At 72.1% G+C, this 12,515-nt stretch carries 9 protein-coding genes; 4 read left to right on the top strand and 5 right to left on the bottom strand.

Annotated elements, in window-relative coordinates:
• Window positions 1–23: 23 nt before the first annotated feature.
• The 4 genes from MF672_RS37735 to MF672_RS37720 form a co-directional block, all read right to left on the bottom strand.
• On the bottom strand, window positions 24–1,166 hold the full coding sequence (locus MF672_RS37735) for an extracellular solute-binding protein (protein WP_242382221.1): 1,143 nt from the start codon (window positions 1,164–1,166) through the stop codon (window positions 24–26).
• A gap of 84 nt (window positions 1,167–1,250) precedes the next feature.
• A complete protein-coding gene (locus tag MF672_RS37730; protein ID WP_242382222.1) occupies window positions 1,251–2,759 on the bottom strand; it encodes a CoA-acylating methylmalonate-semialdehyde dehydrogenase in 1,509 nt (502 codons plus the stop codon).
• On the bottom strand, window positions 2,756–4,036 hold the full coding sequence (locus tag MF672_RS37725) for an aspartate aminotransferase family protein (protein WP_242382223.1): 1,281 nt from the start codon (window positions 4,034–4,036) through the stop codon (window positions 2,756–2,758). Before MF672_RS37725 ends, MF672_RS37730 begins: the two co-directional genes overlap by 4 nt.
• A gap of 68 nt (window positions 4,037–4,104) precedes the next feature.
• Window positions 4,105–5,556 carry an MFS transporter gene (locus MF672_RS37720; protein WP_242382224.1) on the bottom strand — a complete coding sequence of 484 codons (1,452 nt, stop codon included), beginning with the start codon at window positions 5,554–5,556 and terminating at the stop codon, window positions 4,105–4,107.
• A 56-nt stretch (window positions 5,557–5,612) separates the two neighbouring features.
• Between MF672_RS37720 and MF672_RS37715 the strand changes: the two genes are divergently transcribed.
• From MF672_RS37715 to MF672_RS37705, 3 genes are read left to right on the top strand one after another with little or no spacing between them, the layout of a single operon-like run.
• Window positions 5,613–6,395, top strand: a complete 783-nt coding sequence (locus MF672_RS37715; protein ID WP_242382225.1) for a TetR/AcrR family transcriptional regulator — start codon at window positions 5,613–5,615, stop codon at window positions 6,393–6,395.
• Between the two features lie 31 nt (window positions 6,396–6,426).
• Complete coding sequence (locus MF672_RS37710) at window positions 6,427–8,055, top strand: AMP-binding protein (protein ID WP_242382226.1); 1,629 nt, start codon at window positions 6,427–6,429, stop codon at window positions 8,053–8,055.
• Window positions 8,056–8,112: 57 nt separating this feature from the next.
• Window positions 8,113–9,732, top strand: a complete 1,620-nt coding sequence (locus MF672_RS37705) for a PucR family transcriptional regulator (RefSeq protein WP_242382227.1) — start codon at window positions 8,113–8,115, stop codon at window positions 9,730–9,732.
• An 82-nt stretch (window positions 9,733–9,814) separates the two neighbouring features.
• Here the strand turns inward: MF672_RS37705 and trpS are convergent, their stop codons facing one another.
• Window positions 9,815–10,777: a tryptophan--tRNA ligase gene (gene trpS / locus MF672_RS37700; RefSeq protein WP_242382228.1), complete on the bottom strand. Its 963-nt coding sequence runs from the start codon at window positions 10,775–10,777 to the stop codon at window positions 9,815–9,817.
• A gap of 259 nt (window positions 10,778–11,036) precedes the next feature.
• Between trpS and MF672_RS37695 the strand changes: the two genes are divergently transcribed.
• Window positions 11,037–12,515 (top strand): phosphodiester glycosidase family protein, encoded by a 1,479-nt coding sequence (locus tag MF672_RS37695; RefSeq protein ID WP_242382229.1) that lies wholly within the window; start codon window positions 11,037–11,039, stop codon window positions 12,513–12,515.

Here is a 12,515-nt window from a genome sequence, read left to right as displayed (position 1 = left end):
GGCGGGCCCCCAGGCCGGCGGGGCTACTTGGCCAGCTTGTCCCACAGCTTGGCCCAGGCGTCGTAGCCGGGGCAGCCGTCCTGCTCGCGGCAGCCCGCGGGCGGCCGCTCGGCGAAGGCCACCCGCTCCAGGCGCTTGGCGTCGCCCACCCCGTACGCCTGGCAGATCTCCCTGGCCCGCCCCTTGCACGCCTTCGCGTTCGCGGGCGCCAGCCCCGTCCAGGCCGCGGCGTCGCGCTGGGCGTTCGGCGCGGTCATCCAGTTGAGCCAGCGGTAGGCGCACGTCGTGTCGGGCACGTTCGCGCCGAGCATCCAGGAGTCGGCCCAGCCGGTGGTCTCGCGGGCGGCGGCCGTCCTGACCCCGAGACCGGCCTTCTGCAGCAGCAGCCGGTAGTAGGGGGTGGCCTGCGCGTAGTCCAGCTCGCCGGTCGCGAAGCCCTTGACCAGGTCGAGCGGGTTCTTCCAGTACGTGCGCTCCTTGGCCCCCTCCAGCAGGCCCACGGCCGCGTCGAGCTGCTCCTGAGTGAGCGCGAACGGGTCGTCGCCGCCCTTGCCGGCGGCCAGCGCGGCGTCGGCGAGGGTCATGGGGCTGTCGCGGAGCGCCGTGCGGCTGGAGGCGAACGCCTCCTTCAGCTCGCCCTTGACCCTGGCCGGGTCGTAGACGAACTCGTGGTAGCCCCACAGGTACGGCACCCCGTACACCTTGCCCGACACGGTGGTCAGGTCGCGGAGGCGCTCGCCGAGGTCGTCGTAGCCGTCGACCTTGGCCGGGTCGACGGGCTGCACCTGCTTGGCCGCGATGAGGCCGCCCGCGAGCGCGGGGCCGGCCGAGATCAGATCGTAGGGGCGGGCCCCGACCTGCTTGATCATGTCCTCGGCGGTCTGCACGGTGTCGAGCTTGGCGATGCGGCAGCCGGTCTCCTTCTCGAAGTCGCCCACCCAGTTGAAGCGGGGGCTGACGCCGCCGTACTCGGCGTAGCCGCGATAGGTGAGGATCTGGAGGGTGCCGTCGCTCTGGGTCGCCGTGGGGGTGGCCGTCGGCGAGGGGCTGGGCGTGGCCTTCGGCTTGACGAACGACGCCGGGGCGGGGGTCGGGCTCGCCGCGCCCGTGCCGGCCACCAGCGCCGCCGCGGCGAGCGCCAGGGCATAAGTACGTCGGCGATGCACGATGTCCCCCTCTGTCCGGTGCCCTAGGAGCTTACCGGGACGCGGCCGGGAAGGACGGCGGTCCTTCCCGGCCGGTGCGGGGGCTTACCTGTTCGTGGGGAAGCCCAGGTTCACGCCGCCGTGCGAGGGGTCGAGCCAGCGCGAGGTGACGACCTTGCCGCGGGTGTAGAAGTGCACGCCCTCGGTGCCGTGCACGTGGGTGTCGCCGAACAGCGACGCCTTCCAGCCGCCGAAGCTGTAGAAGGCCATCGGCACCGGGATCGGCACGTTGACGCCGATCATGCCGACCTCCACCTCGTTCTGGAAGCGCCGGGCCGCGCCGCCGTCGTTGGTGAAGATGGCGGTGCCGTTGCCGTACTCGCCGCTGTTGATCAGCTCCAGGCCCTCCTCGTACGAGCCCACGCGCACGATCGACAGCACCGGGCCGAAGATCTCCTCGCGGTGCGTGCGCGAGCCCGGCGGCACCCGGTCCAGGACCGTGGGGCCGAGCCAGAAGCCCGGCGTGTCCTCCGCCGTGCCGCCGCCCAGGATCGGCGTGCGCCGGCCGTCCACGACCAGCTCCGCGCCCTCCTCGACGCCGAGGTCCAGGTAGGAGGCGACCTTGTCGCGGTGCGCGGCGGTGACCAGCGGGCCCATCTCGGCCTTGGGGTCGTCGCCGGGGCCGACCACGAGCTTGTCCACCCGTTCGGTGATCTTCTTGACCAGGTCGTCGCCGATCGGTTCCACCGCGAGCACGACGGAGATCGCCATGCACCGCTCCCCCGCCGAGCCGAACCCGGCCGACACCGCCGAGTCCGCCACCAGGTCGAGGTCCGCGTCCGGGAGCACCAGCATGTGGTTCTTCGCGCCGCCGAGCGCCTGCACCCGCTTGCCGTGGGCGGTGCCGGTCCCGTAGACGTAGCGGGCGATCGGGGTGGAGCCGACGAACGAGACGGCCTTGACGTCGGGGTGCTCCAGCAGCCGGTCCACGGCCGTCTTGTCGCCCTGCACGACGTTGAACACGCCGTCGGGCAGCCCGGCCTCCTGCCACAGCCGCGCCATCAGCAGCGACGCCGACGGGTCCTTCTCCGACGGCTTCAGGATGAACGTGTTGCCGCACGCCACGGCCAGCGGGAACATCCACATCGGCACCATGGCCGGGAAGTTGAACGGGGTGATCCCGGCCACCACGCCGAGCGGCTGCCGCAACGAGTACGAGTCCACCCGCGTCGAGACGCCCTCGCTGAAGCCGCCCTTGAGCAGGTGCGGGATGCCGCAGGCGAACTCCACGACCTCCAGGCCGCGGGCCACCTCGCCGAGCGCGTCGGCGTGCACCTTGCCGTGCTCGGCGGAGATCAGCGCGGCCAGCTCGTCGCGGTGGGCCACCATCAGCTCGCGGAAGCGGAACAACACCTGCGTGCGCTTGGTCAGCGAGGCGTCCCGCCAGGCGGGGAAGGCGGCCACGGCGGCCGCCACGGCCGCGTCCACGTCGGCGGGGGAGGCCAGCGCCACGTGGCCCGACACCTCGCCGGTGGCCGGGTCGAACAGTTCCGCCGAGCGGCCCGAGCCGCCTCCGGCCGGAGCGCCGTTGATCCAGTGCTCGACCGACTTCACCGCTCCGCCGCCTCCGCGTCGATGGTCTCCAACGCGCTGACGATGATGCCGAGCCCCTCGACGGCCTCCTCCACGGTGAGCGTGAGGGGCGGGGCCATGCGGATGGCGGTGCCGTACAGGCCGCCCTTGCCCGCGAGCAGGCCCGCCCGCTTGGTCTCCTCCATGAACCGGGCCGCCTGCGCGGGGCTCTCCAGCTCGACGGCGAACATCAGGCCCTTGCCGCGCACGTCCTTGACGCAGGACAGGCGCTGGGCGGCCTCCTTGAGGCCGTCGATGATGATCGCGCCGGTGCGCGCGGCGTTGGCCTGGAGGTCGTGGTCGAGCACGTAGTCGAGGGTGGCGTTGGCGGCGGCCATGGAGATCGGGTTGCCGCCGAAGGTGGACAGGCCCACCGCGTGGGGGCCGTCCATGAGGTCGCCGCGCGCCACGATGCCGCCCACGGCGAAGCCGTTGCCGAGGCCCTTGGCGAAGGTGATCATGTCGGGGGTGACGCCGTGGTTCTGGATGCCGAAGAACGCGCTGCCGGTGCGGCCCCAGCCGGTCTGCACCTCGTCCGAGATGAACAGGATGCCCTGCTCGTCCAGCACCTCCTTGTACGCCGCGAACAGCCCGTCGGGCGCCATGGTGAACCCGCCCACGCCCTGGATCGGCTCGGCGATGAGCGCGGCCACGTCGGCGGAGACGGCGGTGGCCAGGACGTGGCGCAGGTCGTCCACGCACGCGGCGATGTAGTCGGCGTCCGACAGGCCCTTGAACTGGGTCAGGTGCCGGTCGGCGCCGTGCAGGAAGTGCACGTTGAGCGGGGAGAGCGAGTTGTTCTTCCACGAGCGGTTGGAGGTGACGCTGATGGCGCCGAAGCTGCGGCCGTGGTAGCTCTGCCGCATGGCGAGCACCTGGTCGCTCTTTCGCGCGTACGTCGCCAGCAGCAGCGCCGTCTCGTTGGCCTCGGTGCCGGAGTTGGTGAAGAAGACCTTGGCGTCGGGGATGCCGGACAGCCGGGCGATCTTCTCCGCCAGCTCGATCTGGCCGCGCAGCAGGTAGACCGTGCTGGTGTGCACGACCCCCGTGGCGAGCTGGCGCTCGACGGCCTCGCGCACCTCCGGCACGTCGTAGCCGATCATGTTGGTCAGGATGCCGGCGAAGAAGTCGAGGTAGCTCTTGCCGTCGGCGTCGACGACCCGGTTGCCTTTACCGCTGACGATCTCGATGGGCTCGGTGTAGTTGAGCGCCAGCCAGTTGGGCATCACTGCCCGGTGGCGCGCGAGTAGCTCCGACATGTTATCGAGTATCCCGTCCCGCTCGCCGTGCTCCTACCCGCAACCTGTCGGCCCGCGCAGAAAAAGGGTTACGAGGTGTAAACCGGCTGCGCGGGCTCGGCGGGCCTGGCCGGGCGCAGCACCGACACCGCGAGCAGCGCCGCCGCGACGCAGAAGGCCGCGCCCACCCACGCGCCGAGGTGCATCGCCGAGGTGAAGGCCGCGTCGGCGGGCCCGTTCAGGCCGAGCAGGTGCGCGCCGCCGACCGACTCCCTGGCCGCCGCCGGCAGGCCGGCGGGCATCTCGGCGGTGTAGCGGCCGGCCAGCACGCTGCCCAGGATCGCGATGCTCAGCGCCACGCCGACCTGCTGGACGGTGTCGTTCAGCGCCGAGCCGACCCCGGCGTGCTCGACGGGGATCGCGTTCATCAGCGAGGCGTAGGCCGACGGGCCGGCCAGGCCGCCGCCGACGCCCATGACGACCAGCCCGCTCAGCAGCCCCCAGTAGCCGGTGGTCAGCGCCATGACGACGAAGCCTCCGGCCATGAGCACCAGCCCCGCGCCCACCAGCACCCGGTTGCTCACCCGCTGCCCGAGCCCCGCGCCCACGCCGTTGAAGACGGCGGCGGCCACGGCGTAGGGCAGCATGGCGAGACCGGCCTGGATCTCGGTGTAGCCCAGCACGTACTGCAGGTACTGGGTGAGCATCAGCATCACCGCGCCCGCGCCGAAGGACATCAGCAGGATCGAGAACGACGCGCCGCCGAAGTTGCGGTCGGCGAACAGGTGCAGCGGCAGCATCGGCTGCTCCTGGCGGCGTTCCCACACCACGAACGCGGCGAGGGCGAGCACCGCCACCGCGATGACCGGGAGGTTCCACTCCCGCTCGATGATCACGTAGACGGCGGCGGTCAGGCCGGCGATCGACAGCACGACGCCGACGGGGTCGATCCGGCGCCCCTCGCTGCGGCTCTCCGGCATGAGGGTCACGGCGGCCACGACGGCGATCGCCGCGATGGGCACGTTCAGCAGGAAGACCGAGCCCCACCAGTAGTGCTCCAGCAGGAAGCCGCCGAGGGTCGGGCCGGACACCAGGCCGACCAGCGCCACCGCGCTCCAGGCGGCCATCGCCTTGCGCCGCTCCTCCTCGTCGAAGACGGTCAGCAGGATCGACAGCGTGGACGGCATGACGAGCGAGCCGCCGACGCCCATCAGCGCCCGGGCGGCGATGAGCTGCCACGGCTCCGACACCAGCACGGCCAGCAGCGACGCGCCGCCGAAGAACACCAGGCCGATGATCAGCAGGCGGCGCCGCCCGTAGCGGTCGGACAGCGCGCCGGAGGTCAGCAGGAGGCCGGCGTAGGCCAGCACGTAGGCGTCGATGATCCATTGAATGTCCGACGGGGTGGCGCCCAGCTCCTGGTTGAGCGAGGGGATCGCCAGGTTGAGCACGGTGTTGTCGACGACCAGCACCAGCAGGGCCAGGCACAGGACGAGGAGGATCCACCAGCGCCGGGGGTCTCGTACAGTGTTCGAGGTCACTCGCACAGCGTACGACAACTCTCGCACACTGTGCGAGTGGATTTATCCTGGACGTCATGAGCAGGCACTTCACCTCCGTCTGGACCCGCGAGCCGCGCAGACCCGCCGGCGCCGCCCCGGGCCGCAGCCGCGAGGAGATCGTCAGGGCGGCCGTCGAGCTGCTGGACGCCGAAGGGCTCGACGGGCTGAGCATGCGCAAGCTCGGCGCGAAGCTGATGTCCGGCGCGACCAGCCTCTACTGGTACGTCGCCACCAAGGACGAGCTGCTGGAGCTGGCCTACGACGAGGTGTGGGGCGAGATCAAGGTGCCCGACCCCGACGAGGCGCACTGGCGGGAGGTCGCCTCCGTCCTGGCCCACAGCCTGCGGCAGGCCATGCTGCGCCACCCGTGGACGGCCGACCTGATCGGCCGCCTGCCCGCGCTCGGGCCGCACGCGATCGAGGTCAGCGACCGCATGCGGCGCACGTTCCGGCTGGCCGGGTTCTCCGGCTGGGACATCGACTTCGCCGGGGCCACGCTCACCGCGTTCATCTTCGGCATGACGACGCCGGAGATCGCCTGGAACACCTCGATGGGCGACGACTTCGACCCCGACGAGGCGCGGGCCATGCTGAGGAGGGTCGCCGCGCAGCACCCCGACCTCCTGGAGGCGGCGGACACCGCCCACTACGAGGACCCGCGGCTGGTGCGGGCGATGGCCTTCGACTTCGGCCTGGTCTCGGTGCTCGACGGCCTCGAACGCCGGCTCACCGGCCACCAGGGACACCAGGCCGCGAGGCGGCCGGACGACCCGATCGCCCCTGACCCGCGACCGGCCGGACGACCCGATCGCCCTTGAGCCGCGACCGGTGGCGTAGCAGGATCCCGGCATGAGCAGTTTCCGTGCCGCCCGCGACTTCCTCCTCCAAGCCGACCCCGCCACCGCCCGCAGCGACTTCCGCTGGCCGGAGCTGACGGAGTTCAACTGGGCGCTCGACTGGTTCGACGGGGTCCTGGCCGCCGAGACCCCCGACGCCGTCGCCCTCAAGATCGTCGGTGACAACCCCGCGCGCTACACCTTCGCCGAGCTGTCCGCCCGCTCCGGCCAGGTCGCCAACTGGCTGCACGAGCAGGGCGTCCGCAGGGGCGAGCGGATCCTGCTCATGCTCGGCAACCAGGCCGAGCTGTGGGAGGCGCTGCTGGCCGCGATGAAGCTGGGCGCGGTCGTCATCCCGGCCACGACCCTGCTCACGGCCAAGGACCTGGTGGAGCGCATCGAGCGCGGCGGCGTCGCGCACGTGATCGCCAACGCGGCGGACGCGGGCAAGTTCGGGCCCGGCGAGTTCACCAGGATCGCGGTCGGCGACGCCTACAACTGGCTGCCGTACCACGAGGCGTACGAGGCGCACGACCGCTTCACCCCCGACGGCCCGACCCGGGCCGGCGACACGCTGCTGCTCTACTTCACCTCCGGCACGACCTCGCAGCCGAAGCTGGTGGAGCACACGCATGCCTCCTACCCGGCGGGCCACCTGTCCACGATGTACTGGATCGGCGTCCGGCCCGGCGAGGTGCACCTCAACGTCTCCTCGCCCGGCTGGGCCAAGCACGCGTGGAGCAACGTGTTCGCGCCGTGGAACGCCGGGGCCACCGTGCTGGTGCACGACTACCGCCGTTTCTCCGCCCCGGCGCTGCTGGAGGTGCTGCGCGAGGAGCGGGTGAGCACGTTCTGCGCGCCGCCGACCGTCTGGCGGATGCTCATCCAGGAGGACCTGGCGGCGTGGAAGCTGCCGCTGCGCGCCGCCGTGGCGGCCGGTGAGCCGCTGAACCCGGAGATCATCGAGCAGGTCCGGCAGGCGTGGGGCATCACCATCCGGGACGGCTACGGCCAGACCGAGACGACCGCCCAGATCGGCAACGTCCCGGACGAACGGGTCAAGCCCGGCTCGATGGGCCGCCCGCTGCCCGGGTACGAGGTCGTCCTGCTCGACCCGCACACCGGCGAGGAGGGCGACGACGGCGAGATCTGCCTGCCCGTGGACAGCCGCCGCCCGCTCGGCCTGATGGCGGGCTACGTCGGCGGCTCCGCCGAGGCGATGCGCGACGGCTACTACCACACCGGCGACGTCGCCACCCGCGACGCCGACGGCTACATCACCTACGTGGGCCGCACCGACGACGTCTTCAAGGCCTCCGACTACCGCATCTCGCCGTTCGAGCTGGAGAGCGTGCTGCTGGAGCACGAGGCGGTGACCGAGGCGGCCGTGGTGCCCGCCCCCGACCCGGTGCGGCTGGCGGTGCCGAAGGCGTACGTGACGCTGGCCCCCGGGTTCGAGCCCGGCGAGGACGTCGCCCGGTCGATCTTCGAGCACTGCCGGCGGGAGCTGGCGCCGTACAAGCGGGTGCGGCGGCTGGAGTTCGGCGAGCTGCCCAAGACGATCTCGGGCAAGATCCGGCGGGTCGAGCTGCGGGTGCGCGAGCCGCGCCGGGAGTACCGCGAGGACGAGCTGAACACCTGACAAATCGTAAATCGGCCTATAGCCGTTCTTACAGATTGATCGGCTAGGCTCTGCCCCGTGCTCCCCACCATCTCCGATGTCCTCGAACTCGAAACCGTGCGCCGGGGCGGCCCGCGCGTGGTCGCGGGCGCCGACCGGCTGGACACGCGGGTGCGGTGGGTGCACGTGGGCGAGATCGCCGACATCGCCGGCCTGCTGCGGGGCGGCGAGCTGGTGCTGACCACCGGCGTCGCGCTGCCTGAAGACCCGGAGAAGCTGGCCGACTACATCGGCGCGCTGGCCGGCGTCGGCGCGTCCGGGCTGGTCGTGGAGCTGGGCCGCCGGTTCGTGCGGGAGCTGCCGCGGGCGGTGGTGAAGTCCGCCGAGGAGCACGGGCTGCCGGTCATCGTGCTGACCAGAGAGACGCCGTTCGTGCAGATCACCGAGTCGGTGCACGCGCGGATCATCGACATCCAGCTGGAGGAGCTGCGGGCCTCCGAGCAGCTCCACGAGGTCTTCACCGAGCTGTCGGTCGAGGGGGCCTCGCCGGCCGAGGTGCTCGCCCAGGTGGCCCGGCTCGCGGGGCGGCCCGTGCTGCTGGAGAACCTGGCCCACCAGGTGCTCGCCTGCGAGTCGGCCGGGCGCGACGCGGGAACGCTCCTGGCGGGGTGGGAGACCCGGTCGCGCGCGGTGGCGCCGGCCGGGCGCACCGCGTACGACCCGGCCTCGGGCTGGCTGGTCACCACCGTCGGCGCGCGCGGGCAGGACTGGGGGCGGCTCATCCTGGTCTGCAATGCCCCGCCGTCGCCGCGCGACCTGGTGCTGGCCGAGCGCGCCGCCACCACGCTCGCCCTCGGCCGCCTGCTCGAACGCCACCAGGAGTCCCTGGAACGCCAGGCCCACGGCACGATCATCACCGGCATCCTCACCCACGCCTACGCCGACCCCGAGGAGGCCGCGGCCCGCGCCCGCGCCGTCGGCGTGCCGCTGACCGGGCGCAAGCTGGTCAGCGTCGTCATCAGGCCGACCGACCCGGCCGACCAGGCGCTCGACGGCCAGGCGCAGCTCGGCGAGCTGGCCGAGGCCACGGCCGGCGCCTGCCGCGACGCCCGGCTGCCCGCCCTGGTCGGCGCGCTGGACCAGGAGCGGGTCGGCGTCCTGCTGCCGCTGCCGCCGCGCGTCCAGGCCGAGGCCGCGCTCACCACGCTCGCCGAGCGGCTGCGCCTGCTGTGGCGGCCGGGGGCGGCGTTCGTGCTGGCCGCCGGGTCCGTGGTCGAGTCCGTACGTGACGTGCGCCGCAGCTTCCTGGAGGCCGAGCAGGTGGCCGACGTGGCCGTCCGCCAGCCGGACGGGCGCGCCTTCTACCGCCTGCCCGACCTGCGCCTGCGCGGGCTGCTGCACCTGCTGCGCGACGACGCGCGGCTGCAGACGTTCGCCGAGCGCGAGCTGGGGCCGCTGCTCGCGCACGACGCACAGCGGGGCGGCGACCTGACCCGCATCCTGCGCGTCTACCTCGACTCCGGACGCAACAAGGCGGTCGCCGCCCAGAAGGCGCACCTGTCCAGGCCCGCCTTCTACGACCGGCTGCGGCGGCTGGAACGCATCCTCGACACCGACCTCGACGACGTCGAGTCCTGCCTGTCGCTGCACGTCGCGATCCTGGCCCTCGAGTCCTTCCGCCGCGAGAACCGGTCCTGAGGCCGGGGCTGTCACGAGCCCGGCCTCAGGGGCCGCTGGGAGCCCGGCCTCAGGGACCGCTGGGAGCCCGGCCCGGGAGCCGCTAGAAGCCCATCGCCTGCCGCACCTCGCGCAGGGTGTCCACCGCCCGCTCGCGGGCGCGCGCGTTCCCCTCCGCCAGCACCCGGCGCGCGTCCGCCTCCGTGCACTGCCGCCGCCGCGCCCTGATCGGCCGCAGGAAGTCGTTGACCGCCGCGGTGACCAGGGCCTTGAGCGCGGCGGCGCCGCCGTCGCCGATCTCGGCGGCCACGTCCTCGGGCTTGCGGCCGAGGCAGAGCCCGGCCAGGGTGAGCAGGTTCGCGACCTCGGGGCGGCGCTCCTCGTCGAAGGTGATCGTCCGGTCGGCGTCGGTGCGGGCCTTCCTGATGAGCGCGGCCGTCTCGTCCTCGCTCGCCTTCAGCGCGATCGCGTTGCCGCGGCTCTTGCTCATCTTGCCGCCGTCCAGGCCCCGCAGCAGGGGTCGCTCGCCCATGACGGCCTCCGGCAGCGGGAACACCTCGCCGTAACGCTCGTTGAACCGGCGCGCCACCAGCCGCGTCACCTCCACGTGCGGCAACTGGTCGCGGCCCACCGGCACCAGCGTGCCCTTGCAGAACAGGATGTCGGCCGCCTGGTGCACGGGATAGGTGAACATCAGCCCGCTGACCGCCGCCTGCGAGCTGTGCGCGATCTCGTCCTTCACCGTGGGGTTGCGGCTCAGCTCGGCCACCGACACCAGACTCAGGAACGGCAGCAGCAACTGGTTGAGCTCAGGCACCGCGCTGTGCTGGAAGATCGTCACCTTGGCCGGGTCGAGCCCGATGGCCAGGTAGTCGAGCAGCAGGTCGGTGATGTTGGCCTGGATGTGGCCGGGCTTGTCGCGGTCGGTGATGACCTGGTAGTCGGCGATCAGGACGTACATGGGGTGTTCGTCCTGCATCCGCACCCGGTTGGCCAGCGAGCCGAAGTAATGGCCGAGGTGCAGCGGCCCGGTCGGGCGGTCGCCCGTCAGCACGACGTGGTTCATGGTCCTCTCCTTGGTGGTCTTCGCCGTCCCAGGAGAGGCTCCGCGGCATCCCGTGCGGGCCGTCCGAGGACGGCCCGAGCATGTGCGATCAGCGGCCGTCTGTCGGCCGCCACCACATGCAGATGCGCTTCATGCCTGAATTGTATCCGCAGCCGGTGTCGATTCCGTAACCCTTGCGACCTGTTCGCGCGTTCTCCTGCCGCCGCGGTCTTGATCTCGCCACTATGGTGCCGTCCCTTTCGTGCCCTCTGGAGAGTTCATGTCTCGACGTACCCTCGCCGGCGGCCTGGCCATTGCCGCGGCGGTCACCGTCACCACGCTGCCCGCCGCCTCGGTCGCGGCGGAGCAGGTGGCCGTGGCGTTCCCGTCGGCCAGGTTCCCGCTGGGCGCCAGGCCGGTGCCGACCAAGACGATGACCGCCGTGACGCAGGGCATCGACTTCTACCAGGTCAAGGCGGGCAGCTCCACCGACGGCTACACGGTGACCGTCCTCATGCCGAGCGGCCGCGACTACGGGGCGCAGGCGACGGCCGAGAACGTGGCCGCCGAGGTGGAGGCCGCCGGCGAGACGCCCAGCGTGCAGCAGGTGATCCGGCCGAGCGTGGCCGACGCCCCCTCCCAGACCGTCTACATGGTGCGCGTCGGCATGTGGTCGCTCAAGGACAAGAAGGAGGCCGACAAGACCGCCAAGGCGCTCAAGGAGGCCGGGCTCAAGGTCAAGGTCGACTACCTCGGCGACGACGGCATGAAGACCACCGGCCCGTGGGACGTCAAGGTCGTCATGATCGACTCCAGGACGTTCCGCGGCTCGTACGCCGCCTCCCTCGGCACCAGCGTCGCCAAGCGCGAGACGGTCTCCTCGATGGCCAAGGCCGCGGGCGCGATCGTCGGCGTCAACGGCGGCTTCTTCAACATCCACACCGCCAAGAACCTGCGCGGCGAGCCGGTCGGCGCGTCCGTGGTCGGCGGCCGGCTGCTCAGCGAGGCCGTGCCCGGCCGCAGCGCGGTCGTCCTCCAGGGCCGCACCGCCAGGATCACCGAGATCGGCACCACCGTGACCGTGGTCTCCCAGGACGGCGAGAAGGTCAAGGCGAACGGCGTGAACCGGGCCGCCGCCACCGACGAGCTGATCCTCTACACCGAGGAGTACGGCGCCAAGACCCCCGCCGGCGGCACCGACGCCGTGCTCGACCCGGCCGGCAAGGTGCTGGGCCTGCGCGCCTCGGGCGCCGCCATCGCCAAGGGCACGCGGGTGCTGCACGGCAACGGCCTCGCCGCCGACTGGCTCAACCAGCACGCCTGGCAGGACTGGACGATCCGGGTCGACACCAGGGTCGAGGACCTGCGCACCGGCAAGGCCCTCAAGCTGACGCCCGACCTGCACGTCATCGCGGGCAGCGTCGGCCTGGTCCGCAACGGCCAGGTCAAGATCACCGCCAAGCGGGACGGCCACGACTCGGTCAACATGATCCTGCGCCGCCACCCGCGCACCCTGCTCGGCGTCACCCGCAACGGCAGCCTCATCCTGGCCACCATCGACGGCCGGCAGCCCGGCGTCACCGTGGGCGCGAACTTCCACGAGGCCGCCCAGTTCATGCGCTGGCTCGGCGCCCGCCAGGCGATCAACCTCGACGGCGGCGGCTCGACGGCGATGGTGGTGAACGACAAGCTGGTCAACCGGCCCTCGGACGGCGTGGAGCGCGGCGTCGGCGACTCCCTGCTGATCCTGCCGAAGTAA

This window comes from Actinomadura luzonensis (genome assembly GCF_022664455.2).
GTDB classification, from domain to species: domain Bacteria; phylum Actinomycetota; class Actinomycetes; order Streptosporangiales; family Streptosporangiaceae; genus Nonomuraea; species Nonomuraea luzonensis.
The sequence above is the reverse complement of the archived record's forward strand: the minus strand, read 5'-3'. Positions and strand labels throughout refer to the sequence as shown.